At 71.2% G+C, this 24547-nt stretch carries 25 protein-coding genes, 1 tRNA gene and 2 pseudogenes; 18 read left to right on the top strand and 10 right to left on the bottom strand.

The features are described 5' to 3' along the window. Positions 1-310: 310 nt before the first annotated feature. Genes C1703_RS39705 through C1703_RS16560 form a run of 4 tightly spaced genes read right to left on the bottom strand, consistent with a single transcriptional unit; the run spans position 311 to position 1911 of the window. On the bottom strand, positions 311-691 hold the full coding sequence (locus tag C1703_RS39705) for a hypothetical protein (RefSeq protein ID WP_114253603.1): 381 nt from the start codon (positions 689-691) through the stop codon (positions 311-313). Then, positions 688-1035 carry a hypothetical protein gene (locus C1703_RS16570; RefSeq protein WP_114253602.1) on the bottom strand — a complete coding sequence of 116 codons (348 nt, stop codon included), beginning with the start codon at positions 1033-1035 and terminating at the stop codon, positions 688-690. Before C1703_RS16570 ends, C1703_RS39705 begins: the two co-directional genes overlap by 4 nt. Next, positions 1029-1457, bottom strand: a complete 429-nt coding sequence (locus C1703_RS16565) for an ATP-binding protein (RefSeq protein WP_114253601.1) — start codon at positions 1455-1457, stop codon at positions 1029-1031. Before C1703_RS16565 ends, C1703_RS16570 begins: the two co-directional genes overlap by 7 nt. 46 nt (positions 1458-1503) lie before the next feature. After that, positions 1504-1911 (bottom strand): NUDIX hydrolase, encoded by a 408-nt coding sequence (locus C1703_RS16560; RefSeq protein WP_062931480.1) that lies wholly within the window; start codon positions 1909-1911, stop codon positions 1504-1506. Between the two features lie 107 nt (positions 1912-2018). Here C1703_RS16560 and C1703_RS16555 point away from each other — a divergent pair, with 107 nt between their 5' ends. The 10 genes and pseudogenes from C1703_RS16555 (at position 2019) to C1703_RS16510 (ending at position 8913) form a co-directional block, all read left to right on the top strand. Then, complete coding sequence (locus C1703_RS16555) at positions 2019-2807, top strand: GntR family transcriptional regulator (protein ID WP_114253600.1); 789 nt, start codon at positions 2019-2021, stop codon at positions 2805-2807. 165 nt (positions 2808-2972) lie between these two features. Next, a complete protein-coding gene (locus C1703_RS16550) occupies positions 2973-3329 on the top strand; it encodes a hypothetical protein (RefSeq protein WP_114253599.1) in 357 nt (118 codons plus the stop codon). Next, positions 3329-4705 (top strand): annotated as a pseudogene (locus C1703_RS16545) (FtsK/SpoIIIE domain-containing protein). The gene C1703_RS16550 and the pseudogene C1703_RS16545 overlap by 1 nt, the downstream one beginning before the upstream one ends. An 83-nt stretch (positions 4706-4788) precedes the next feature. Beyond that, positions 4789-5463: a DUF2637 domain-containing protein gene (locus C1703_RS16540; RefSeq protein WP_114253598.1), complete on the top strand. Its 675-nt coding sequence runs from the start codon at positions 4789-4791 to the stop codon at positions 5461-5463. A 12-nt stretch (positions 5464-5475) separates the two neighbouring features. Further along, complete coding sequence (locus C1703_RS16535; protein WP_114253597.1) at positions 5476-5667, top strand: mobile element transfer protein; 192 nt, start codon at positions 5476-5478, stop codon at positions 5665-5667. Between the two features lie 14 nt (positions 5668-5681). Next, complete coding sequence (locus tag C1703_RS16530; protein WP_114253596.1) at positions 5682-5876, top strand: hypothetical protein; 195 nt, start codon at positions 5682-5684, stop codon at positions 5874-5876. Between the two features lie 22 nt (positions 5877-5898). Beyond that, on the top strand, positions 5899-6144 hold the full coding sequence (locus tag C1703_RS16525) for a SpdD protein (protein ID WP_114253595.1): 246 nt from the start codon (positions 5899-5901) through the stop codon (positions 6142-6144). A 140-nt stretch (positions 6145-6284) separates the two neighbouring features. Then, positions 6285-7586, top strand: a complete 1302-nt coding sequence (locus tag C1703_RS16520) for a replication initiator (protein ID WP_232840761.1) — start codon at positions 6285-6287, stop codon at positions 7584-7586. After that, positions 7579-7761 (top strand): helix-turn-helix domain-containing protein, encoded by a 183-nt coding sequence (locus C1703_RS16515; RefSeq protein WP_086602848.1) that lies wholly within the window; start codon positions 7579-7581, stop codon positions 7759-7761. Before C1703_RS16520 ends, C1703_RS16515 begins: the two co-directional genes overlap by 8 nt. Next, a pseudogene (locus tag C1703_RS16510) lies at positions 7761-8913 on the top strand (site-specific integrase). The gene C1703_RS16515 and the pseudogene C1703_RS16510 overlap by 1 nt, the downstream one beginning before the upstream one ends. Positions 8914-8989: 76 nt before the next feature. On the opposite strand, the gene C1703_RS16505 reads toward C1703_RS16510, so the two are convergent. The 3 genes from C1703_RS16505 to C1703_RS16495 all read right to left on the bottom strand — a co-directional run bounded on the left by C1703_RS16505 (position 8990) and on the right by C1703_RS16495 (position 12878). Continuing rightward, a tRNA-Arg gene (locus tag C1703_RS16505) sits at positions 8990-9065 on the bottom strand. 89 nt (positions 9066-9154) lie between these two features. Next, on the bottom strand, positions 9155-10783 hold the full coding sequence (locus tag C1703_RS16500; protein ID WP_232840760.1) for an IclR family transcriptional regulator C-terminal domain-containing protein: 1629 nt from the start codon (positions 10781-10783) through the stop codon (positions 9155-9157). 772 nt (positions 10784-11555) lie between these two features. Continuing rightward, a complete protein-coding gene (locus tag C1703_RS16495) occupies positions 11556-12878 on the bottom strand; it encodes a M6 family metalloprotease domain-containing protein (protein WP_114257455.1) in 1323 nt (440 codons plus the stop codon). 308 nt (positions 12879-13186) lie between these two features. On the opposite strand from C1703_RS16495, the gene C1703_RS16490 reads away from it, so the two are divergent. Both C1703_RS16490 and C1703_RS16485 read left to right on the top strand, forming a co-directional pair. Next, on the top strand, positions 13187-13831 hold the full coding sequence (locus C1703_RS16490) for a TetR/AcrR family transcriptional regulator (RefSeq protein ID WP_114253593.1): 645 nt from the start codon (positions 13187-13189) through the stop codon (positions 13829-13831). A gap of 196 nt (positions 13832-14027) precedes the next feature. Beyond that, positions 14028-15566 carry an MFS transporter gene (locus tag C1703_RS16485; protein ID WP_114253592.1) on the top strand — a complete coding sequence of 513 codons (1539 nt, stop codon included), beginning with the start codon at positions 14028-14030 and terminating at the stop codon, positions 15564-15566. A gap of 111 nt (positions 15567-15677) precedes the next feature. Here C1703_RS16485 and C1703_RS16480 read toward each other — a convergent pair whose 3' ends face one another. After that, positions 15678-16211, bottom strand: coding sequence for a MarR family transcriptional regulator (locus tag C1703_RS16480; RefSeq protein ID WP_114257454.1), 534 nt, complete (start codon positions 16209-16211; stop codon positions 15678-15680). A gap of 89 nt (positions 16212-16300) precedes the next feature. On the opposite strand from C1703_RS16480, the gene C1703_RS16475 reads away from it, so the two are divergent. Next, complete coding sequence (locus tag C1703_RS16475) at positions 16301-17086, top strand: class III extradiol ring-cleavage dioxygenase (RefSeq protein ID WP_198678189.1); 786 nt, start codon at positions 16301-16303, stop codon at positions 17084-17086. A 6-nt stretch (positions 17087-17092) separates the two neighbouring features. On the opposite strand, the gene C1703_RS16470 is transcribed toward C1703_RS16475, so the two are convergent. Next, the gene (locus tag C1703_RS16470; RefSeq protein WP_114253591.1) at positions 17093-17611 is read right to left on the bottom strand and encodes a GNAT family N-acetyltransferase; all 519 of its coding nucleotides are present in this window, start codon (positions 17609-17611) and stop codon (positions 17093-17095) included. 192 nt (positions 17612-17803) lie between these two features. On the opposite strand from C1703_RS16470, the gene C1703_RS16465 reads away from it, so the two are divergent. Then, a complete protein-coding gene (locus C1703_RS16465) occupies positions 17804-18802 on the top strand; it encodes a sigma-70 family RNA polymerase sigma factor (protein ID WP_010035431.1) in 999 nt (332 codons plus the stop codon). A 483-nt stretch (positions 18803-19285) separates the two neighbouring features. After that, a complete protein-coding gene (locus C1703_RS16460; protein WP_232840501.1) occupies positions 19286-19996 on the top strand; it encodes a TetR family transcriptional regulator in 711 nt (236 codons plus the stop codon). Between the two features lie 95 nt (positions 19997-20091). Here C1703_RS16460 and C1703_RS16455 read toward each other — a convergent pair whose 3' ends face one another. Continuing rightward, a complete protein-coding gene (locus tag C1703_RS16455; protein WP_114257451.1) occupies positions 20092-21072 on the bottom strand; it encodes a YafY family protein in 981 nt (326 codons plus the stop codon). Positions 21073-21134: 62 nt separating this feature from the next. Between C1703_RS16455 and C1703_RS16450 the strand changes: the two genes are divergently transcribed. From C1703_RS16450 to pfkB, 3 genes are all read left to right on the top strand, one after another. After that, positions 21135-22643, top strand: a complete 1509-nt coding sequence (locus C1703_RS16450) for an MFS transporter (protein WP_114253590.1) — start codon at positions 21135-21137, stop codon at positions 22641-22643. 167 nt (positions 22644-22810) lie between these two features. Next, complete coding sequence (locus C1703_RS16445; protein ID WP_114253589.1) at positions 22811-23572, top strand: DeoR/GlpR family DNA-binding transcription regulator; 762 nt, start codon at positions 22811-22813, stop codon at positions 23570-23572. Further along, entirely contained in the window at positions 23569-24516 is a 948-nt protein-coding gene (gene pfkB, locus C1703_RS16440) for a 1-phosphofructokinase (protein WP_114253588.1), read from the top strand. Before C1703_RS16445 ends, pfkB begins: the two co-directional genes overlap by 4 nt. The last annotated feature ends 31 nt before the right edge of the window (positions 24517-24547 follow it).

The raw sequence follows: 24547 nt of genomic DNA, 5'->3' as shown, positions 1-24547 counted from the left end.
TGGGACGAGTGATCATGGCCCCGTAAGCTTCCGGCGCGTCGGGCAGTCTGTGGACCTGCCCGTTAAAGCACGACGTTGGGGCCATGATCTTAGAGGCTCGCCCCATGGTGGCTGCCTAAAGCCGTGGAGCCGACCGCCCCAGCCACGACGTACCCCTTTTTTGACGTCAGTCGGCTGACTGCTGTGCGCGCGGCACGGGCGCCGGCCGGGCTGGAGCGGGGCGGAGACAGGAGCGCAGGCCCGGCCGGGGTCCGGGCCGCGCGCGGCGAGCGCAAGCGAGCCGCCTTGAACCAGTAGAGAAAGTTGTAACTCAGTCTGTGGTGCGGGGCTTGGAGCCGTGTCCGCATGCGGGGAGTTCGGGGCCTCGACGGTGGGCGAGGGGCAGGAAGAGCACTGGTCGGATCGTCCAGGTGATGCGGGTGGTGGCGTGTGTGATGGTGACGGTGCAGGGCTCGGATCGTAGGAGGGCTCTTCTTGTCTCGGCTCGTTGCTCGTAGAGCCATGCCCATGCTTCGTCGCATGCTGCGGTGTCCAGTGCCGGGGTGATGGTCCTGAGGGCGACGGCTACCCACCTGTCGGCTTGAGGAGCGGAGTAGGCGTCGAACGAGGCATGCAGTGTCGGTTGCTCCGCCTCGTTTGTGAGCCCTTGGGTCCAGCACTCGCACCAGTAGCCACGCGGGAGCCCGGTCACGAGGTCACCACTAGTGGGTAGGCCACGAGCACGTAGCGGGTGTTCTCGTCATGAAGGGTGAGCTGGTAGGCCGTGCCCCCGGTCAGGATGGCGAGTGCGCGTTCGTGCTCTGGTTCGTCGTTCAGCCAGTGGCGTCCCGGTCGTGCGTACGCCGCGTCGAGTTGGTCGGTGATGTTGTTCGTCCGCTCGCGCAGCCAGCGCAGGGCGAGGCGGGGGCTAGCTGTGGTGTGTGCTCCCAGAGGGATGGAGCGGGTCTCGTTCGCGGGATAGGCCGCTGCCCAACATCGGTAGGCGTTGTCGGGTTCTGCTGCGGCTAAGCGCCCGTGAGGAGTGGCCGTCACCATGTGCGTCCTCCCGGTCGTGCGCTCGCGAAGAGTTCCGCGGTGACGGTGTGGCCGGCCTGGCTGTTGTGGATCACGACCCGGTGTGCGAGTGCGGTGACCATGCTCAGGCCTCGGCCGTGTTCGGCGTCCTGCTCCTGGTGCTCGACCTTGGGGGACATGCCGGTGCCCCCGGCGTCCGTGACCGAAAGGGCGACCACTTGCGGGGTGACGGCCAGGGCCAGGTGGAAGCTGCCGGATGCCGTTCCGCTTGCCGTGTGGAGGATCGCGTTCGCGCTCAGCTCGCTCGCGATCAGTTCGGCGTCGTCGGCCAGGGGAGATCCGCGCAGGATGTCCCGCGTCCAGCGGCGGGCCCGGCTCACCTCTTCCGGAAATCCTGGGCAAGTGAGTCCCCAGACCCGGGCGGTGCTCGTATACTCGTGCATACAAGTTCCTTCGTGCTGGTAGGCCGCCATGTGCAGCGGGTTCGGGCTAGACGAGTTTCACGCCGTCGTGGGCGCGGATGGCCGGCGGGGATACAGCGTCCAATGCGTCCAGGACGCGGATCGCGTATGCCTCGTCGGCGAGTTCGATGACCTCTTCGCGGGTGGCCCAGCGCAGTGCGCGGGTCTCGTCCCCGGTGGTGGGCGTGCCGTCGGCGGCCTCACAGCGGAAGACCATGGAGACGATCAAGCCCTTCATGTTCTTGTAGATCCCGGTCAGGGTCGCGGGAAGCGCGATCTTGATGCCGGTCTCTTCGAGAACTTCGCGCTGAAGGGCCTCGGGGATGGTTTCCTCGCGTTCGAGGATGCCGCCCGGGGGTTCCCAGTGGCCGTTGTCGCGGCGCTTGATCAAGAGGGCGCGGTCCTGGTCGTCGACGATGACTCCGGCGACGCTCACGGAGTGCGGACGTTGGGTGCTCACGTTCCTCTGCCCTCTCGGATGGCTAGGCTCTCCACCGTAGCAACAAAGCTCGCCCACTCGTCTAGATACCTAAAGGAGTACACGTGCCGTCTCTTCCTTCCGGCCTCCTCGGCGATCTCGATCCCACGAGCGATCGTGCGGTCTTTCGGCAGATCGCCGACCAGCTGCGCGAGGCCATCGACCGTGGGCGATTCAAGGAGGGCGAAAAGCTGCCCTCCGAGGCCGAACTCGTCGAGCACTACGGGGTTTCCCGTATGACGGTTCGAAACTCCTTCTCCGTCCTCCAAGGCGAGGGCCTGGTGCACGCCGAGCACGGCAAGGGCGTCTTCGTGCGACCACGCCCGCCTGTACGGCGTCTTGCCTCAGACCGGTTCGCCCGGCGTCATCGCGAGCAGGGGAAGTCCGCGTTCATCGTGGAGGCCGACGCCGCCGGCAGTCACCCGCAGGTGGACAGCCTGGAGGTCAAGGAGGAGAAGGCCAGTCAGGATGTCTCCACCCGGCTCGGGTCCGTGCGACGGGTGCTGGCCCGGCGTCGCCGCTACCTGCTGGACGGGCGGCCCGTGGAGTTCGCTACCTCGTACCTGCCGCTCGACATCGCGCGCGGTACCCCGATCGCCGAGCCGAACCCCGGGCCCGGTGGCATCTATGCCCGGCTTGAGGAGCTGGGGCACCGCCTTGACCACTTCGAGGAAGAGATCCGCGCTCGGATGCCCTCGCCTGATGAGGTCCGGACTCTGCGACTGGCTTCTGGCGTGCCGGTCATCCACCTGATCCGTACCGCGTTCGACCAGGGCGGGCGAGCCGTGGAGGTCTGCGACACGGTCATGGCAGCCGACGCCTACGTCCTGTCGTACCAGCTCCCGGCGACGTGAGCGCCTGATCGGCGGTGGTGCGCGGGGGCGCTTCTCCGAACTCGTACACCCCAACAGGCATACTCGTATAGACGAGTGGGCAAGTTGTGTGGCAAGGTGGTCGTCGTTTCCGGAGTTCGGGTTCGAACGCCGCATCTTGTATAGACGAGTAGACAGGAAAAAGCCTTGCGTACCATCCGCGTAGAGACCTCGGCCGCAACGATCCTGCTGACCGAGGCCCCCGAGCCCAAGGTCCGCGACCGGCAGACGGGCGAGATCGCCAAGGACGCTACCAGCGGTGAGGCGCTCATGACGATCGGCGTCGTCTACATCGAGGAGGGCGAGTCGTCGCTGATCAAGGTCACCGTTCCGGAGAGCGGAGTGTCCGAGGGACTGACGCTCGGGGCTCCGGTTTCGCTTCCGGGTCTGGTGGCCCGGCCGTGGGAGAGCGTCTTCAACGGGCAGCAGCGTCACGGCATCGCGTTCCGCGCCGCCGCCGTGACTCCGGCCGCCTTCCCGGCCGCCACCGGGGCCGCTGCCTGATGACCGATCTGACGACACTCCTGGAGGTGGGTGGTCCTGTCGCCGCACTCGGCGGCGGGGCCGCCTACGCCCGGGCCAAGCACCCCGGGGTGTACTGGTCCACGGTCGGCCTGCCGATATCCACGGCCCGGCTCCTCAGCTCATACGGCTCGGTCATGGAAGCCTGCGGCCTGACCGTGGCTCCGTCCCGGCTGCGCATGCTGGCGGTCAAGGCCACCACCCGCCGCGAGATCCGTCCCGTACCGCCGCGTCGGGGCATCATCCGCCCCACCTCGACCGGGCTTCGACTTCGGCTTCGGCTCGCTCCGGGGCAGGAACCAGCCGACGTCGCCGCCTCGGCGGAACGGCTGCGGCATACCTGGGGCGTTCACGCCGTGTACGTGACCACGGTCAAGCCGGGTGTGGTTGAGCTGCGGCTGGTCGGCTTCGACGTGCTGCGGCGAGTGCGGATGCCCCGCAAGGTGGACGCCGGGTTCCTTCGGGTGCCGGTGGCCCTGCGGGAGGACGCCATGCCGTTCATACGCGACTAGCGGGCCGTGCCCCACCAACTCACACTCGGCGCCACGCTGTCGGGCAAGTCCATGTATCTGCGGCACCTGATCGCCGGACTCGCCCCTCAGCCGGTCGCCCTGGTCGGCATCGACTGCAAGCGCGGTGTGGAGCTGGCGCCGTTTGCCGCCCGCCTCTCCGCGCTGGCGACCGAACCGGAACAGGCAGCCGAGCTGCTGCCCGTGCTCGTAAAGGAAATGGAGGACCGATACGACCTGATCAAGGCCCGGCAAGGCATCGCCCCGGACACTCCGGCCGAGGAGATCACCTCCGACATCTGGGGACTGCCCGAGTCCAAACGCCCCGTCCCTCTCGTGCTGTTCGTGGACGAGGTGGCTGAACTCTTCCTCGTCGCCACCAGGAAGGACGAGGAACGCCGGGACGAGATGGTCACCCAGCTCATCCGACTCGCCCAACTCGGCCGCGCGGCCGGCATCTACCTGGAGGTCTGCGGGCAACGCTTCGGCGCCGAGCTGGGCAAGGGCGCCACCATGCTGCGAGCCCAGTTGACCGGCCGCGTCTGCCACCGAGTGAACGACGAAGCCTCCGCGAAGATGGCGCTCGGCGACATCGCACCCGAAGCGGTCACGGCCGCCTGCGCCATCGCCCCCGAACGACCCGGCCTCGCCGTGGCAGGTGACACCTCGGGCGGCTGGTCGCGCATCCGGACGCCGTACCTGTCCCTCGGCGATGCCGCCGAGACTTGCCGCGAGTACGCCCACCTGGTGCCGGACCTGCCCGTGCTCAAGCCCTTCCAGCCCGAGGTGACGGTACGGCCGGTCGAGTCCCCGGCCCCGGTCGTCGAACCTCGCCCGGCAACCGGCTGACCTCCTCCACCAACCCGGTCGGCGTGACCGCCTCACGCCAAGTCCCTACCCCTCGCATGCCTGAATCCGGAAGGAGCCGCAGCATGCGCGCCCAACTGGCCCGCGTTGACGCGGTGCTCATCCAAGCCGTCATCGCCGCCGCACTGTCCTTCGCCCACCTGCACGACATCGCCTCGGCGGCCGGACAGGACGGATGGAAAGCCTGGGCCTACCCCATCAGCGTCGACCTGCTGCTCGTCGCCGCCTGGCGTCGCCTGCGGTCCGGGGAAGCGAAAGCGGCCGGGTGGTGCTGGTTCCTCATCGCGCTCACGGCCTCACTCGGAGCCAACGTCGCCACCGCCGGCCTGCTCGACATGAACCACGTCCCGGCCTGGCTGCGCATCCTCGTGGCGGGCTGGCCTGCGGTCGCCTTCCTCGGCGGCACCCTGCTCGCACACTCCGCACCGAAGACGATCGACCACGCCGCCGAACCCGACACGGACGACGACGAGGTCCATGACCAGGCGGAGGAACCAGAATTCCTCCCCGAGCCACCCGTCCACCCGGCACCCGAGCAAACCCCGCCCCCGCGTCCGGTCAACGAACCGGAACCGCCTGAGCGTCCCGCCCCGCCCGTTCCGGCCGCCCTCGTCGCACACGCCCGCAAGGTCGCCGCCGAACACCACACCCGCACCGGAACACCCATCGACACCCCCACCCTCCGCGCCCGCCTCGGCGTCCCCGCACCCATGGCCGAAGCCATCGCCACCCACCTCTGAACGGAGACCTGCGTGACCGCCAACCGCCGCTTCCGCAACGTCGTCCGCATCGGCCCCGTCCAGGTCGGCACGTACTACGACGCCCGGGGCCATGAGAAGCACACCGCCGCCTGCTCCGCCCCGCGCTGCGGCTTCTCCACCGACTACGAGGGCCGTGCCGCCGCTGAGCTTGCCGCCCGCACCCACCGCTGCCCCGTCCGCTGAAAGGGAGTCCGCCCGTGACTGTCAGCCTGCCGCTGGTCGTCGTCCTCGGCTTCTTCGCCTGGGGAGCAGTCAGGTTCCTCGGTGTCCGCGTCTGGATCGTCGTCCTGATCGCCCTCTTCGGCTTCTGGCTCTCCCGCACCTTCCTCGCACCCGCCATCGAGTCCGGCACGCGCTCCGGCGTGAGCGTCATAAACGGCTCACATGCCTAGACGAGTAGATAAGGAGCTGACCGTGTTCCTCCCGAAGTACCCCGAGAGCCCGACCCCGCCGCCCGCGCACACCCACACCCCGACCGAGACAGCACCCGTTCGGCGCTCGCTGCCCTCGGCCTCCATCGATCAGAAGACCGTCGTCGCCCTGGTCGTCGGCGGGGTCGTCCTCACCGCGCTCCTGGCCGCCGTCGCCGTCACGGCCATCTCCGTTGCCATGGCCGCCGTCGTCCTGCGCTCCATGCTCCGCGACCACCACCGCCGCTGAAACGCGCTGGCCTCCGGGGCGGCGGCACACGACCAAGCATTTCGCCGCCCCTGGGCCTGTTCCTCCCGACCGAGCCAGCCAGAAGGGGAAACGCCATCTTCACCCGCACCACCCCGGCCCCACTCCCGGAACTCGCGAACCTGGCCGCGCAGGGCACGCTGCCAGGTACCCTCCGCCAACTCTCCGGACTCGGCGGCTGCACCAACCCGATCCGCCTCGACGGCCACCGCACCGAGTACGACGTCGACACCCGCACCGGCGAGATCGGCAACGTCCTCCACCACCTCGACTCGACCAGCCTCCCGGCCGGGCAACTCCTCGTCCGCTGCAACAACCGCCGCACCACCCGCTGCGCCGCCTGCGCCGAGGTCTACCGCCGCGACACCTTCCACCTGATCACCTCGGGCCTGCGCGGCGGCAAGGGCATCCCGGAACGGGTCGCCGCCCACCCGCGCGTGTTCGCCACCTTCACCGCGCCTAGCTTCGGCCCGGTCCACAACCGCCCTTCCAGCGGGCGTTCCTGCCGCTGTGGCACCCACCACGACCAGGACGACGAGGCACTCGGCACCGCGCTCGACCCGGACACCTACGACTACGAAGCCGCCGTCCTCTGGAACGCCCACGCCGGTCCGCTCTGGCGGCGCTTCTCCACCTACCTGCGCCGAGAGGTCGCCAAGCGCGCCAGCCTCTCCCAGCGGCGCTTCCGCGAGCACGCCCGCGTGAGCTTCGCCAAGGTCGCCGAGTACCAGAAGCGCGGCGCGGTCCACTTCCACGCGGTCATCCGCATCGACGGCCCCAGCGGCGGCGACACCCCGCCCCCTCCCTGGGCCACGGCCGAGCTGCTCACCGACGCCATCCAGGCCGCCGCCGCCAAGGTCCGCGTGGACGGCCCGGTCATCGACGGCCGCACCCACACCTTCACCTTCGGCCGCCAACTCGACGTCCGCACCATCCGCTCGGCCGACTTCGACGGCGGCCAGGAGCTGACCGAGCGGGCTGTCGCCGCCTACATCGCCAAGTACGCCACCAAGGGCGCCGAGGCAGCGACGGGTGCCCTCGACCGCCCGCTCAAGTTCGCCGCCGAACTCGCCCAGCTCGACATCAGCGACCACGCCCGCCGCATGATCCGAACCGCATGGTTCCTCGGCGTACGCACGGACCTCGAACACCTCCGCCTGCGCGCCTGGGCTCACATGCTCGGATTCCGCGGTCACTTCTCCACCAAGTCCCGCCGCTACTCCACCACCCTCGGCGCCCTCCGCGACGCCCGCGCCGAATGGCGCCGCGCCCAAGCAGCAGCAGCCAACGGCCCCGAGCCCGAGACGACGTACGTCCTCGCGCACTGGGTCTTCGCCGGAACCGGCCTCACGGACGCCGAAGCCTGGCTTGCCGCATCCCTCGAACCCGCCCCCGGAACGGAAGGAGAGCCCACCCATGCATGACGACGAACTGCTGACGGTGCCTGACGTGATGGAGCGGCTCAAGCTCGGCCGCTCCACCGTCTACGACCTCATCCGCTCCCGTCGTCTGCCCTCGATCACCATCGGCCGGTGCCGTCGCATACCCGCGCGGGCCGTTCGCGAGTACATCACCAACGAACTGGAGGCGGCCGCCTGATGGCCCAGCAACGCAAGCGGAACCCCAACGGGGCGGGCACCATCACCAAGCGGAAGGACGGGCGCTTCCAGTGCGCGGTCTATGTCCTCCAGCCGGACGGCACACGGGCCCGTAAGTTCGCCTACGGCAAGACCTGGGCCGAGTGCGATGCCAAGCGCCGCGAGCTGCTCGACAAGGTCGACCAGGGCGTGCCCGTGCCCACCAAGTCGGCCAAGCTCTCGGACTGGCTCCCGTACTGGCTGGACAACGTCATCAAGCCCCGGCGGAAGCTCAGCACGTTCGACAAGTACGAGGCGCACGTCCGGCTCTATCTGGTGCCGCTGCTCGGTTCCAAGCGGCTCGAATCGCTCGGCGTCGCCGACGTCCGCCGCTTCCTCGTCCGCCTGGAGAAGGAGACCACCGCCGCAACGGCCAAGGAATCACACCGAGTTCTGCGCTCGGCGCTGTCCGCAGCCTGCCGCGAGGAATTGATCACGCGTAACGTCGCCAAGCTCGTCGAGCCGCCCCGCACGGATAAGCCCGACTTGAGCCCATGGGCCCTCGACGAGACGCTCGACTTCCTCGCGGCCTCCCGCAAGGATCCGCTTTACGCGGCCTACGTCCTCGCCATCGCCATGGGACTCCGCCGGGGAGAGATCGTGGGCCTGCGCTGGTCGGACGTCGACCTCGACAACCGCGTCCTCTACGTCCGCCACCAGGTCCAGCGCCGCCGTGGCGTCCTGTACGACGACGACCCCAAGAGCCGCCGTCGCCGGGCGGTGCCGTTGCCTGCCCTCTGCATCGCGCCCCTACGCTGGCACCGCCTACGTGCAGGCGGACGCTCGCGCTAAGGCGGGGGAGAGGTGGCAGGAGTCGGACTACGTCTTCGCCACCCGCACCGGCCGCCCCGTCGAGCCGCGTAACCTGTACCGCTCCTTCACCCGCGTCGCCCAGTCCGCCGGCCTCCGCGTGATCCGGCTGCACGACGCTCGCCATGGAACGGCCACCTTGCTCACGGCGGCCGGGGTCGCGCCCCGCGTTGTCATGGAGATCCTCGGTCACTCTCAGATCAGCATCACCATGGATGTCTACACCCACGTCGTCCAGGACACGCAGCGCGAAGCCATGAGCCACATGGACCGGCTGCTCCGGAGACGCCCCATCCGCGAGTGACTGCGCGCGTTGATGTCAGAAGTGGATGTCAAAGGCCCGGCACCTCCGAAATTTCGGAGGTGCCGGGCCTTTGACCTGGTGCCCCCGGCAGGATTCGAACCTGCGACACCCGCTTTAGGAGAGCGGTGCTCTATCCCCTGAGCTACGAAGGCAGTGGCAGCGGACGCAAGGAGCGGCGTGCCTGTGGTTGGGAAGACCACAGGCGTCAGCGTACCGGATGCGGGTCGGGTGGGTGTGGGGGTCAGGTCAGGGAGACGTGGGTGAAGCGGGTGGCGGTGTGGAGGTCCGATTCGATGCGGGTGGCCGTCGTCGTGAGTTCGGGGAGCAGGTCCGTGACGCACTCCCGGAGGGAGCGGCGGCTCGCGTGCATCGCCGTGTTCAGGGCGGCCACCACCCGTCCGGCGCGGTCGCGGATGGGGACCGCCAGGGAGCGGAGGCCTTCCTCCAGTTCCTCGTCCACCAAGGCGTAACCCTGGGAGCGGACCGTGGCCAGGGCATTCCGGAGCGGGTGGTCATCGGCCCAGTCCGCCAGGAGGACTCGGCCCAGAGCCGTCGCGTGGGCCGGCAGGCGGGTGCCCACCGTGATGTTCACGCTCATCACCCTGCCCGTCGCCACCCTCGCCGTGCACTGGATCTCCTCGCCGGAGTCCGACAGCACCGCGAGCGACGTCGACTCGTGGATACGGGAGGTGAGGTCGGCCAGGTGGGGCTGGGCGATCTCGGGGAGGGACGTGCGGGAGAGGGGCGGGTAGCCCAGGGAGAGGACCCGGGGGGTGAGGGAGAAGGTGCGGGCTTCCCGGGTCGTCACCAGGTTCAGGTGCTCATACGTGATCAAGGCCCGCCGGGCCGTCGCCCTGGCCAGGCCCGTCGCCCGGGCCACCTCCGTGAGCGTCAGCTCCGGCCTGCCCTCGCCGAACGCCGTGAGGACCGTCAGGCCGCGCGCCAGGGACTCGATGAAGTCGCGGCCGAGCCTCAGTTTGGACTCGCCCGTCCAGAGCGCCAGGTCCGAGGGGGGCGGGCCGGGCTCCGGGGGCGGGGTGCGGCGCAGTTCCTCCTCCATCTCCGTCACCGCCGACCGCAGCCTCGGGAGGAGGGTCGTCCGCAGGTTGTGTGCCGTGTGGCGGCTCGTGTGGCTGACGATGCTTGCCACGCAGGCGATCCGGCCTGCCCCCGCGTGCCCTTCGCCGCGTCCCCCCGCGCGTACGTCGCCGCCCCCAGTGGTCGATTCGTCGTGCGCGTGAGGGGAGCGGACCGGTGCCGAGATCGCCACCAGGCCCGGTTCGATCAGCTGGTCGTCCACGGCCCAGCCGTTCGCCGACGCCTCTTCCGTGCGGCGTACGAAGTCCTCGTCGTACCTCGCGTCCGCGCCGTACCTGCGTGGCGGTACGGCCGTGAAGGACAGGTCCCTCGGGTCCGCCGCCCTGCGTTCCCGCCAGCGCTGCCAGTCCGCGGTCGTCCACTCCGTCGCGAACAGGGGGCCGGGCGCGGTGCGTTCGGCGGGGAGCAGGTCGCCGATGCGGAAGCTCAGGGACATCGCGCGGCGGCGGGTCGCCTGGTGGATGAAGCGGATGCCGTCGCGGTCTGCGACCGCCAGGGAGACCGACTCGTCCAGTTCGTCGGCCAGGGCGTCCGCGTGCGGGGAGAGGAGGGCGGGGAGGCGCAGGGCCGACAGGTAGGCGTTGCCCAGTTCCATCAGGCGGGGGGAGAGGTGCACGTCCCGGCCGTCCACGCGGACGTAGCCCATGCGGGCGAGCGTGGCCGTGATGCGGTCGACCGTGGAGCGGGCCAGGCCGGTGGCGCGTTCCAGACCGCTCAGGCTCAGCGTGCCGTCCGCCTTCGTCAGCTCGCGCAGTACCGCGATCCCGCGGATGAGTGGGGTGACCGCCTCCGCGGGGACGGGCTGTGGTGGAGTGTGCGTTCCCGTGGCCGGTGCCGAGCGGTCTTCGGCCGTCTCCAGGGTCGGCGTCGAGCGGTCTTCGGCCGTCGCGCCCGCCGGTGTCGAGCGGTCTTGGGCCGTCGCGCCCGCCGGTGTCGAGCGGTCTTGGGCCGTCGCGCCCGCCGGTGTCGAGCGGTCTTGGGCCGTCGCGCCCGCCGGTGTCGAGCGGTCTTGGGCCGTCGCGCCCGCCGGTGTCGAGCGGTCTTGGGCCGTCGCGCCCGCCGGTGTCGAGCGGTCTTGGGCCGTCGCGCCCGCCGGTGTCGAGCGGTCTTGGGCCGTCGCGCCCGCCGGTGTCGAGCGGTCTTGGGCCGTCGCGCCCGCCGGTGTCGAGCGGTCTTGGGCCGTCGCGCCCGCCGGTGTCGAGCGGTCTTGGGCCGTCGCGCCCGCCGGTGTCGAGCGGTCTTGGGCCGTCGCGCCCGCCGGTGTCGAGCGGTCTTGGGCCGTCCCGGCCGCCGGTGTCGAGCGGTCTTGGGCCGTCCCGGCCGCCGGTGTCGAGCGGTCTTGGGCCGTCCCGGCCGCCGGTGTCGAGCGGTCTGCGGCCGTCCCGCCCGGCTTCCCGTTCTCGTCAGCCGGTCGGGCGGGCCCCTCGGGGGTCTCGGGCGTGGGCTTCGCTGGCATCGGCTCTCCGGTACGGCGGTCGCGGCACGCCTACGGTAATCCGGACGCGGCTCGGCGGAGGGACCGCCGGTCGGCCGCTGGTCCGGCCCTACTCCCTGGTCACCCGCACCCGGTATCCGCCGTCCGCCCCCGCCTCCGCCCCGACCACCTTGATCACGACCCCGCTCCGCGCGTCCCTGAACGTCTCCCCGGCCCTGAACGGCGCGTCCGACAGCTCCGCGTGGACGTTCGGTGCGCGCGTGCAGCCGCCGCTGTCGCGGCGGGAGTCGTAGACGGTGACCGGGCCCATGCCCGTGTCCACCTCCGCGTCGACCTTGTAGATGAGGACGCCGGGGCGGCACACGGCCTCGTCGTTGCCCGCGCGGGTGCGCAGTTCGACGGCGTAGCCGGTCCGGCCGTTCAGGGGGACGAAGACCAGTTTGGGGCCGCCGGCCCGGGCCAGCGGTGTCAGGGTGTACTCCGTGGTGCCGGGGGAGGCCGCGCAGTGCACCTGGTCGGCGTCCAGCCAGCCCAGCTTCCACTTGTGCCAGCCGAGGAAGTCGTTGTTGGCGCCCCAGTCCTCGCTCATGATGTCCCAGTGGCCGACCGCGCCCCCGCCCTCCGCGGTGTACAGGTCGGGCAGGCCGAAGACGTGGCCGTTCTCGTGGGGGAGGACGCGGTAGCCGGTGCGGTCGTAGGAGCCCGAGCCGTCGTCCTGGCGGGAGTAGACGAAGGAGGCGTTGGCGACGGGGACGCCGTCCGCCGGCGGGGCCTCGGGATTCCCGGCGAAGGTGACGGACAGGACCGTGTCCAGGGCGGAGGGGCCGGCATTGGGGGTCACGAGCACGTTCAGCAGGTCGTAGCCGCGGAAGTCCACCTTCGGGTCGGCCGCGGCGACTATGTCCCGGACGAGCGCGCGGTAGCCCGGGTCGAAGGGGGCGCCCCGCTCTATGCCGTACTCGCGGAAGGACCGCGGCATCCGCAGCCAGGACGGGACCGGGGTCTCGGGGCGGTAGTCGAGGCGGCCGTAGGAGCTGGTGCGGAACCAGTGGCGGGTCTGCGGGAAGAACTCCCGGAAGCGGTCCAGGGCCCTGCCCTCGCCGGGGGCGTCGGAGAAGTCGATCATCAGGGTGAGGGCGCGGACGGTGCCGGTGGAGCGGGAGTAGCCCTCGGAGGTGGGGATGCCCTCGGACATCTGGACCTCGCGGGCGCCGCGGATCAGGCAGGGGGCGTGCGCGGAGCTGTGGGACAGGGCGATCGGGCCCGCTCCGGCCGCTGTGGTGCCCGGGGCGAGGCGGCCCGTGCCGGTCGAGGTGCTGACCGTGAAGGTCAGGGAGGTCACGCAGGCCAGCGCGGCCAGGCGGCGCCGGGATATCCGGCGGCCGAGCGGCCCCGCGCTGCCCGGCCCGCGGCCCCGGGGCTGCGGCTGCATGGACGTGACCTGCAAGGGACCTCCCGCGCCGTGGCAGCCGCCGGTCTCCGACTGCACCCTTGCGCTCACCCTGCGTCGCGGGGTGCGGGGGCGCGCGTTGGAGGAGACCGATCGTGGGTTTCCCGTCAGTAGGCCCAGTGCGGACGCAGTCCAGCAGCCCGGCATCGACGGAACTGTGAGCCAGGTCACAAAGAATTGCCGCCGGAGCGGGAAATACCGGGGAGGCAGTCCCCGTTTAGACCTGTGTCCGAGCGAAACGGGGAGCCCCTCCCCGGATACGCGCTTCGCATTCACACCAGGAGTACGCCGTGCAGACCGCCACCCCCGTACAGCGCAAGGCGCCCCGGCCGCGCGCCGACGCCCTGCGCAACCGGGAGCGGATCGTCACCGCCGCCCGGGAGATGTTCGTCGAGCACGGCCCCGAGGTGCCGCTCGACGAGATCGCCCGCCGGGCCGGCGTCGGCAACGCCACGGTGTACCGCAACTTCCCGGACCGCGACGCGCTGGTCCGCGAGGTCGTCTGCTCCGTCATGGACCGTACGGCCGCCGCGGCGGAGGTCGCGCTCACCGAGACCGGGGACGCGTTCGAGGCGCTGGAGCGCTTCGTGCACGCCGCCGCCGACGAGCGGATCAGCGCGCTGTGCCCGATGATCTCCAGCACGTTCGACAAGCACCACCCGGATCTGGAGGCCGCGCGCGAACGGGTCGAGCGGCTGATCGCCGAGGTCATGGACCGGGCCAGGGCGGCCGGTCAGCTCCGCTCCGACGTGGACGTCGGGGACGTCATGATCGCCGTGGCCCAGCTCAGCAGGCCCCCGGCCGGTACGGACTGCGTCCGTGCCGACCGCTTCGTCCACCGTCATCTCCAGCTGTTCCTGGACGGGCTGCGGGCTCCCGCTCGTTCCGCTCTGCCGGGCGCGGCCGTGACCTTGGAGGACCTGCGTCGACCCTGAACCACCAGCCCCGGCCGACGCGTTCGGCCTTCCCGACCGCCTGAAGGCCAGGCGACAGACCAGGCAACAGACCAGGCGACAGACCAGGCGACAGACCAGGCAACAGACCAGGCAACAGTCCCTATGGCCGTCCCCTTAGACGAGCCATCCCTTTTGTCACTCTTTTCCGTCACGAAGTCCCGAAGTGGGTACCCCCATGTCTGAAACAGCCTCAAAGGCTCTCGGCGCTCCGGCCGCACCGGACGCCGGCCGCTGGAAAGCGCTCGTCTTCATCGCGCTCGCCCAGCTGATGGTCGTCCTCGACGCCACCATCGTGAACATCGCCCTGCCCTCCGCCCAGCAGGACCTCGGCATCTCCGACGGCAACCGGCAGTGGGTCGTCACGGCCTACGCCCTCGCCTTCGGCGGCCTGCTCCTGTTCGGCGGGCGGATAGCCGACCTGTGGGGACGCAAGCGCACCTTCGTCCTCGGTCTCGCGGGCTTCGCCGCGGCCTCCGCCCTCGGCGGGGCGGCCACCAACGAGGCCATGATGTTCGGCTCCCGCGCCCTCCAGGGCGTCTTCGGCGCCCTGCTCGCGCCCGCCGCGCTCTCCCTGCTCGCCGTGATGTTCACCGACGCCAAGGAACGCGCCAAGGCGTTCGGCATCTACGGCGCGATCGCCGGCGGCGGCGGTGCCGTCGGCCTGATCCTGGGCGGCTTCCTCACCGAGTACCTGGACTGGCGCTGGACGTTCTTCGTGAACATCCCGTTCGCCGTCATCGCCGCGGCCGGCGCCTACTTCGTCATCCGTGAGCCGGAGGGCGGCCGCAACCGCTCCCCGCTCGACATCCCCGGCGTGATCCTGTCCACCCTCGGCCTGGTCGCCCTCGTCTACGGCTTCACCCGCGCCGAGTCGGACGGCTGGAGCGACTCCGTGACCGTCGGCATGTTCGTCGCCTCGGCCGCGCTGCTGCTGGCCTTCGTGGTCGTCGAGTCCAAGGTCAAGGCCCCGCTGCTGCCGCTGCGCGTGGTCACCGAGCGCAACCGCGGGGGCATCTACCTCTCCCTCGGTCTCGCGATCATCGCGATGTTCGGCCTGTTCCTCTTCCTGACCTACTACCTGCAGATCGTGAAGGGCTACTCGCCGGTCAAGACCGGGTTCGCCTTCCTGCCGATGATCGCGGGCATGATCACGGGCTCCACCCAGATCGGCACCCGCCTGATGACCCGGGTCGCGCCGCGCCTGCTGATGGGTCCGGGCTTCCTGGTCGCCGCGCTCGGCATGCTGCTGCTGACGCAGCTGGAGATCGACTCCTCGTACGCGGCGCTGCTGCTGCCCGCGATGCTGCTGCTCGGCCTCGGCATGGGTACGGCGTTCATGCCGGCCATGTCCCTGGCCACGCAGGGCGTCGAGCCCCGGGACTCCGGTGTCGCCTCCGCGATGGTCAACACCTCGCAGCAGGTGGGCGGCGCGATCGGCACGGCCCTGCTCAACACCATCGCCGCCTCGGCGACGACCTCCTACATCGCCGACCACATCGTGGGGGCGACCAGCCGGTCCCAGCAGCAGCTGGTCCAGCTGGAGGGCATGGTGCAGGGCTACACCAGCGCCATCTGGTTCGCCGTCGGCATCCTCGTGGTGGCCGCCGCGATCGCCCTGACCTTCGTCAACGCCGGCCGCCCGAACATGACCGCGGTGACCGGCTCCGGCGAGGGCGCGGCGGACGAGGTGCAGATCCCGGTCGTCGCCCACTGACGGCCGTACCCGCACCCTCACCCGTACACGCACCCGCTTCGGGCCACCCGTAGGCGCGAGGAAGGGGACGCCTCGCGCCTACGGATTCCAGGACCTGCCCCGGCTCCCGCGTCAGCGGAGCCAGGGCAGGTCCGCACCCGCTTCGCTCGGCTGGAGTCCCTCGGCGATGATCCGCATGATCTCGCCGAGGGACTTCTGCTGTTCCGGGGTGAGCCGGTCGAAGACCGCCTGGCGCACGGCCTCGACATGGCCCGGCGCGGTCCGCCGCAGCACCTCGTAGCCCTCGTCCGTCAGCACGGCGAACTGGCCCCGCTTGTCGTCGGGGCAGTCCTCGCGGCGCACCCAGCCGTTCTTCTCCAGGCGCGCGACGGCGTGCGAGAGACGGGAGCGGGTGATCTTCGCCAGCATCGCCAGCTCGGTCATCCGCAGCCGCCGCCTCGGCGCCTCGGCGAGCTTGACCAGAAGGCCGTAATAGACGTGCGGCATGCCCGCGTCGCGCTGGAGCTGACGGTCGAGATGGTCGTCGAGGAGAGTGGCGCCCTCCATGAACGAACGCCATACGCGCTGCTCCTCGTCGGTGAGCCAGCGCGGTTCCTGGGGCTCCGCGGTGGAGCCGGTTGCCGGTGCGGATGCGGGTGCCTTCATGTCGTCCACTCTACGCGGACCCTCCTTGAACTTTAAACAAATGGTCCGTACAGTTTTGTAGGGAACCATGTTCTGGAAGGAGTCGCAGCATGTCCGCCGCCACCCAGGAGCGCATGCCCGCTCTGTACCTCAGCCACGGCGCCCCGCCCCTGGCGGACGACCCGGTCTGGCCCGGTGAGCTGGCAGCCTGGTCCGCCGGCCTGCCCCGCCCCCGGGCGATCCTCATCGTCTCCGCCCACTGGGAGGAGGCTCCGCTCGCCCTCGGCGCCACCGAGACCGTGCCGCTCGTCTACGACTTCTGGGGCTTCCCGGAGCACTACTACCGGGTGACGTACGACGCCCCCGGCGCACCGGAGCTCGCCGAGTCGGTGCGGAAGCTGCTGCGCGCCCCCGGCATGCCCGTCCAGGACGTTCCCGACCGCGGCCTCGACCACGGCGCGTACGTCCCGCTGGTCGAGATGTACCCGGAGGCCGACATCCCGGTCCTCCAGGTCTCCATGCCGACGCTCGACCCGGTCCGGCTCATGGAGATCGGCCGCAGGCTCGCCCCGCTGCGCGACGAGGGCGTGCTCATCGTCGGCTCCGGCTTCTTCACCCACAACCTGGCCGCGCTCCGGCAGGGCGGCGTCCCCGCCTGGTCCGCCGAGTTCGACGACTGGGGCCGGCGGGCCCTGGAGGCGCGGGACGTCGACGCCCTGCTCGACTTCACCCGCAAGTCGCCCGCGGGGCAGCTGGCTCACCCCCGCACCGAGCACTTCGCCCCGCTGTTCGTCACGATGGGCGCGGCCGACGCGGCCGGTGAGCTGGACGCGCAGAAGTCGGTGATCGACGGGTTCTGGATGGGGCTGGCGAAGCGGTCGGTGCAGTTCGGCTGACCGCCCCTAGAGCGGTTTCTCGTACCAGGCCACGTCCCAGTACCGCCCGAACTTGCGGCCGACCTCCCGGTACGTGCCGACGTGCCGGAAGCCGAAGCGCTCGTGCAGCCGGGCCGACGCCTCGTTCGGCTGCGCGATGCCCGCATAGGCGCGGTGCAGGTCCTCGCCGGACAGGGCCTCGAAGAGCGCCTCGTAGAGCAGGGTGCCGATGCCCCGGCGGCCGGCGTCCGGGGCGACGTACACCGTCGTCTCCACGGAGGTCGCGTAGGCGGGCTTCGCCCGGAAGGGGCTAGAGGTGGCGTACCCCAGAATCCCCTGTGTGTCGCGGTCCACGGCAACCATCAGGCGGTACGGCCCGTCTTCAGGGTGGGAGAGCAGCCAAGGGCGGCGCTCCTCCGGAGTGAAGATCGCGGTATCGAATGTGATCGCTGTCTCATGTACGTAGTGGTTGTAGAGGGCCGTGAGGGCTTCGAGGTCACCCTCGACTCCCGGCCTGACCTGCACCTCTGTGCGTTCCGACAGCATCTCGCCTCCCGGTGTGGCCGGACAGGGTACTGCATGATCAGAAAAATCGGAGGGCGGGTTGGGAATTCTGTCCTGATTCCAGTCGTTGTTTCCATCGGATGCAGGGCACCCGAGGAGAGTCCGGAGAGTCCCGGAGACGGAGTCCAGCGTCCGAAGGACCACCCGCTGACCTCACATCGCAAGGGAGCACGCATGGCAACCCGTGCCGTCGCCCGTCGTCAGTCCGCCACCGGCGAGACGGCCGACGCGGCAAGCAGTGTTCGCGCCCATGGCGGCGAGATCGCCGACCGCGACCTGGTCGGCATGTACCTCGACGAGATCGCGCGCACACCGCTGCTCGACGCCGCCAAGGAAGTCGAGCTGTCCCAGGTCATCGAGGCGGGTGTGTTCGCGCGGCAGGTCCTCGACGGGTACGAGGAGACCAAGGCGGACGCCACCCGCGAGGAGCTGGAAGCCCTGGTCGCCGACGCGGAGCGGGCCAAGGACGTCTTCATCCGCTCCAACCTCCGCCTGGTCGTCGCCGTCGCCCGCCGCTACCCCCGCAGCGGCCTGCCGCTGCTGGACCTGATCCAGGAGGGCAACGCCGGCCTCGTCCGCGCGGTCGAGAAGTTCGACTACCGCAAGGGCTTCAAGTTCTCCACGTACGCCACGTGGTGGATCCGCCAGGCCATCACCCGCTCGATAGCCGACCAGTCCCGTACGATCCGCCTGCCCGTCCACCTCGTGGAGGAGCTGGGCCGGATCCGCCGTGTGCAGCGCGAGTTCAACCGCGAGCACGGCCGGGACCCGGAGCCCGCGGAGATCGCCGCCGAGCTCGGCTCGACGCCGGAGCGCGTCACCGACGTGCTGGACTGGGCCCGCGACCCGGTCTCGCTGAACATGTCGGTGGACGACGAGGGCGAGACCCAGTTCGGCGACCTCCTGGAGGACACCTCGGCGGTGTCGCCCGAGCAGTCCGTGCTCACGCTGCTGCGCAGCGAGGAGCTCGACGACCTCATCGGCCGCCTCGACCAGCGCACGGCCTCCATCATCAAGATGCGCTACGGCATCGAGGACGGCCGCGAGCGCACGCTGACCGAGGTCGGCAAGGAGCACGGCCTGACCCGCGAGCGCATCCGCCAGATCGAGAAGCACGCGCTGCTGGAGCTGAAGAAGCTGGCCCGCAGCACCGGGTTCGACGCGGCGGCGTGACGCCGGCACAGCCCGGCGAGGCTGTCCGGCGAGCACGGTCCGGCGAGCACGGTGAGCGGCCGGCGATCCGGCGACCATGGTGAGCTTCCGTGCGCACCGCTCGTTCCCATGGCCTGTGGGTGACGGGCAGTGTACGCCCGGTGGCCCTGGCGTACGCCGGGTGGCGAAAGACCGCGCAAACATGGCGTTGTAACGCCGCTTCAACCCCCGGGGCTCCGGGAACAAGACTTCCGGGTCCACCAGTTCGGGCCCGGGGTCACCCCCCTGGCCCCCCGCAGAGCCAAGTCCCGTCGCACTCCCCCCGGCGCCGGGACTCTCCCAAGGCCGGGCTTCGGCGTCCCTCCCCCCGGGCGCCGGGGCCCGGCTCTCTTCATGCCGGTCGTCCTCGCCGGCAGGGGGCTGGAAGGCGGGCCACCCCGTACCTGAACCACGGGGTGGCCTGCCAGATGGCAGATTGTGTCACATGGGCATAGCCTGCCGGGCGTGAGCAGCACCACCCCGACCCCGCCGCACGCCTCTCTGACCGAGCGGCGCAAGGCCGAGACGCGGATGGAGATCGCCCGTGCGGCGGCCGGTCTCTTCGTACGGCACGGCCTGCGCGCCACCCGCGCGGAGGACATCGCCCAGGCCGCCGGCATCGCCCCGCGCACCTTCTACCGGTACTTCGCGACCAAGGAGGAGGCCGTCGCCCCGCTCTACGCCGCCGGCGCCCAGCGCTGGGTGGCGGCGGTGCGGGCCGCTCCCGCCGAGGCGGGCGTCCTCCAGGCTTTGGAGGAGGGGGTCCGCCACACCCTCACGCCGGGCGTCGGCGTCTCGGCGTCCTCCTGGGAGTGGGTCCGCACGCTCCTGCGCCTGGCCGAGGCGAACCCGTCCCTGCGCAGGGTGTGGGCGGAGGTGTGCCAGGGGTCGGAACGCATGCTGGGGGAGGTCCTGGCGGAACGGGTGACACGTGTCGGGCCTGCCGCCGGGGGCTCTGCGGGGGAGGGCGACGGCGACAACGTTGCCCCCACGCCGGGACCCGAGGCCCGCGCCGTGCCGCAACCGCGCTTCGCCGCCGCCGTCGCGAGCGCCGCCGTACGGGCCGCCCTGGAGGGCTGGGCCGAGGGGGACGGGCCCGTGGAGGGCCCGGGCAGCCCGGCGGAACTGGCGCTGCGCAACCTCGCGGCGCTTCGGGACTTTCCGTGGGGGGCGTAGGGGGGCTGATGGCGGCGGCAGGGCGCTCCCGGCCGTGACGCCGGCGGCGCAAGACAGCGGTCCGGGACCACGACTCGGGAGCCCGGGCGCGACGGTCATGCCCTGCCGGTCGTTCCCTCCGCCGCCCTGCTCAGCCGTGCGCCCAACTCCCGGACCGCCGTCACCAGTTCCTCCGGGCGTCGGACCGCGAAGTCGCACTCCAGCATCGCGAGGCGGAACGCCACCCACTGCACGGCGTCCCCCACGGACCCCCGCAGCAGGCTGCTGTTCTCGTCCAGCGGCTCGGGCGTGCCCAGCCACTTCGGCAGCCGCGCGGCGACGAAGTCGGCCGGCGCGGCGAACACGACCTCGAAGTCGTAGGACTCCTGCTGCCGCTGCATCGACTGCCGCAGGTACTCCGCCGCACTCCCCGTCGGCAGCTCGCGCGGCACGAACCGCGCGCCGGTGGCGAACGGTTCGCTCACCCGGTCGACCCGGAACGTCCGCCAGTCGTCCCGGTCGATGTCGTACGCCACCAGGTACCAGCGCCGCCCGGTCGACACCAGCCGGTACGGCTCCGTCAGGCGACGGGACTCGGTGCCGTCCGCCGCGCGGTAGGCGAAGCGCAGCCGCTCGTGCCCGGCCACCGTGGAGGCCATGACGGTCAGGGTCTCGGGCGCGATGCTCGGCCCGTCCCCGCTGGTCAGCGGGGTCGTCGCGGCCTGAAGCGTACTCACGCGGTGGCGCAGCCGGCCGGGCAGCACCTGCTCCAGTTTGGCGAGGGCCCGTACCGACGCCTCGTCCAGGCCCTCCACGGCGTGCCCGGCCCCGGCGCGCAGCCCGACCGCGATGGCCACCGCCTCCTCGTCGTCGAGGACGAGCGGCGGCATGGCCTTGCCCGCGACCAGCCGGTAGCCGCCGTCGGCGCCCTTGCTGGCCTGCACGGGGTAGCCCAGCTCGCGCAGCCGGTCGATGTCCCGCCGGACCGTGCGGCGGGAGACTCCGAGCCGGTCGGCGAGCTCGCCGCCGGGCCATTCGCGGGGCGTCTGGAGGAGGGAGAGGAGCGTCAGCAGCCGGGCCGGAGTGTCCGTCGTCATACCGATGAGGATGCCGTAGCAGTAGGACAAGATCTGACCTAATGGGCCACTAGCTTCGCGGTATGACCTCCACCGAGCAGACCCTCAGCACCACCGCGGGCGGCGGGAGCGACCGCCGCCGCTGGTTCGCCCTCGCGATCGTGATGACCGCGGCCTTCATGGACCTCGTCGACGTCACGATCGTCAATATCGCCATCCCGTCGATCCAGCGGGAGGAGGGCGCGTCCTTCAGCCAGATCCAGTGGATCACCGCCGGATACGCCCTCGCCTTCGCCGCCGGGCTCGTCACCGGCGGACGGCTCGGCGACATCCACGGCCGCAAGCGGGTCTTCCTCGTCGGCATCGGCGGCTTCACCGTCGCCTCCGCGCTCTGCGGCCTCGCGGTGAACCCGGAGATGCTGGTCGCGGCCCGCTTCCTGCAGGGCGGCATGGCGGCGCTGATGGTGCCGCAGGTGCTGTCGATCGTGCACGCGACCTTCCCGGCGCACGAACGGGGCAAGGTCTTCGGGCTGTTCGGCGCGGTCGTCGGACTCGGCGCCGTGTCCGGTCCGCTGCTGGGCGCGCTGCTGACCGAGTGGAACCTGTTCGGGTGGGGCTGGCGCTCGATCTTCCTGATCAACCTGCCCGTCGGTGTCGCCGGCCTGGTCCTCGGCGGCCGTTTCATCACCGAGTCCAGGGCGCCGCGGGCCCTGAAGCTGGACCTGGTGGGCGTCGCGCTGGTGACGCTGGGGCTGCTGATGCTGCTCTACCCGCTGATCCGTGGCCGCGAGCTGGGCTGGCCGGTGTGGGGGTACGTCTCGATGGCCGGCGCGCTCGTCGTCCTCGCGGTGCTGGTGGCGTACGAGCGGCGCAAGAGCGCGCGGGACGGCTCCCCGCTGGTCGAACTGTCGCTGTTCCGGGTCAAGAGCTTCGCGGCGGGGATCGCCGTGCAGACGGTCTTCGGTGTCGGGCTCGGCGTGTTCTTCCTGGTGTGGACGCTGTACATGCAGGTGGGGCTGGGCTGGAGCCCGCTGAAGGCCGGGCTGACCGGGGTGCCGTTCTCGATCGCGGTGTCCGTGGCCGCCGGGATGTCGGTGCAGCAGCTGGTGCCGCGCTTCGGGCGCAAGGTGCTCCAGGCGGGCGCGCTGGTGATGGCGGCCGGGGTGCTGCTCTACATCTGGGAGTCCGCCCACTACGGCCTCGCCGTCACCCCGTGGCAGATGGCTCTGCCGCTCGTCGTGATGGGCGTCGGCATGGGTCTGATCGTGGCGCCGCTGACCGACGCGATCCTCTCCGAGGTACCGCGCGAGCACGCCGGTTCGGCGTCGGGGCTGATCAACACCGTGCAGCAGATGGGCAACGCGCTGGGGCTGGGGCTGGTGTCGGTGGTCTTCTTCGGCACGATCTCCGAGCACCTGCGGCCCGAGCAGGTGGGTCCGGCCTTCGCGGACGCCTTCCGGAACGCCCTGGGCTGGGTGGCCGTGGTGATGGGCGCCATCTTCCTGCTGATGTTCGCGCTGCCGAAGCGGCCCGCGCAGCACCTGGAGGGGGAGCAGCCGGTGGTGGAGCAGAAGGAACCGGCGCTGGTCTGACGGCGGGGAACAGGCCTGGCGGGGAACGGGCTCGGCATCTCGGGTGCCGGGCCCGTCTGCATTTCTGATCATGCCCGATTGGGTCCGAACCTGTTTACTTTGCGGAAATCTCGGCGTAGCCTCCCGCTGAAACCACACGTTCGGGCACGAGGCGGAGGCGAACAGACATGTACGCACCGGAGCGGCAGCAGGAGATCCTCCGGCTCGCCCGTGACGGCGGCCGAGTGGATGTCGTGTCGCTGGCCGAGGAGTTCCAGGTGACGGCGGAGACGATCCGCCGGGATCTGAAGGCCCTCGACCGCGCCGGGCTCGTCCGCCGGGTGCACGGCGGAGCCATCCCGGTCGGGCGCCTCGACTTCGAGCCGGACATCGCCGAGCGCGAGTCGACGGCGGCCGACGAGAAGGACCGCATCGCCAAGGCGGCCCTCGCGGAACTGCCGAGCGAGGGCACGATGATCCTCGACGCCGGCACGACGGTGGCCCGGATGGCCGCTGCCCTCCCGCTGGAGGCCTCGCTCACCGTCGTCACGCACAGCCTGCCCATCGCGGCCCGTCTCGCCGACCACCCCGGCATCCAGCTCCACCTCATCGGGGGGCGCGTACGGCACCGCACGCGCGCCGCCGTGGACGCCTGGGCGCTGCGGGCCTACGGCGAGATCCGCGCCGACGTGCTGTTCGTGGCCGCCAACGGCTTCTCCGCCGAACACGGCCTGACCACCCCCGACCTCGCCGAGGCCGCCGTGAAGCGCGCGGCCGTGGCCGCCGCCCGCCGCGTGGTGCTGCTCGCCGACTCCTCCAAGCACGGCCAGGAGCACTTCGCCCGCTTCGGCGACCTGAGCGATGTGGACCTGCTGATCACCGACAGCGGGCTGAGCCCCGAAGACACCGTCGCGATCGAGCGCGGCGGCACGGAAGTAGTGCGCGCATGATCCTCACCGTCACCCCCAACCCGTCCCTGGACCGCACCTACGAGGTGCCGTCCCTCGACCGCGGCGAGGTCATCCGCGCCACCGGCGAGCGGATGGACCCGGGCGGCAAGGGCGTGAACGTCTCGCGCGCGGTCGCCGCGGCCGGACAGCGCACCGTGGCGGTCCTGCCCTTGGGCGGCGCCCCCGGCGCGCTCGTCGCCGACCTGCTCGACGCGCAGGGCATCGAGGTCGCCCCGGTCCCCGTCGCCGGCGCCACCCGCTCCAACATCGCCCTCGCCGAGGCCGACGGCGTCCTGACGAAGATCAACGCGCCCGGCCCGGAACTCACCGACGCCGAGCGGGAACTGCTCCTGGAGACCGTACGGCAGCAGTCCCGCGACGCCTCCTGGATCGCCTGCTGCGGCAGCCTCCCGCGCGGCCTCGCCCCCTCCTGGTACGCCGAACTGGTCGCCCGCACGCACGCCGCCGGGGCGCGGATCGCCCTGGACACCTCCGGGCCCGCGCTGCTCGCGGCCCTGCGCGAGCGACCCGACGTGGTCAAGCCCAACGCCGAGGAGCTCGCCGAGGCCGTCGGCCGCCCCCTCGCCACCGTCGGCGACGCCGTGAAGGCGGCCGAGGAACTGCGCGAGAGGGGTGCCCGGGCCGTCCTCGCCAGCCTCGGCGCCGACGGGCAGCTGCTGGTGTCCGACGAGGGCGCCTGGTTCGGCAGCGCCCGGGTGGCCGCCGTCCGCAGCAACGTGGGCGCCGGCGACTCCTCCCTCGCCGGTTTCCTGATCGCCGGCGGCAGCGGCCCCGAGGCCCTGGCCTCCGCGGTCGCCCACGGCGCGGCGGCCGTCCAGCTGCCCGGCAGTGTCATGCCCGAGCCCGGGGACCTGGACCCGGCCGCGGTGACGGTCACGGCGGACATCCCGGCGGACCGAGTGTTGAAGGAGCCGGTGTCATGACGTACCTCGAGCTGCCCGGACCGGCCCGTGA

It is taken from the genome of Streptomyces sp. Go-475, assembly GCF_003330845.1.
GTDB lineage: Bacteria > Actinomycetota > Actinomycetes > Streptomycetales > Streptomycetaceae > Streptomyces.
The sequence above is the reverse complement of the archived record's forward strand: the minus strand, read 5'-3'. Positions and strand labels throughout refer to the sequence as shown.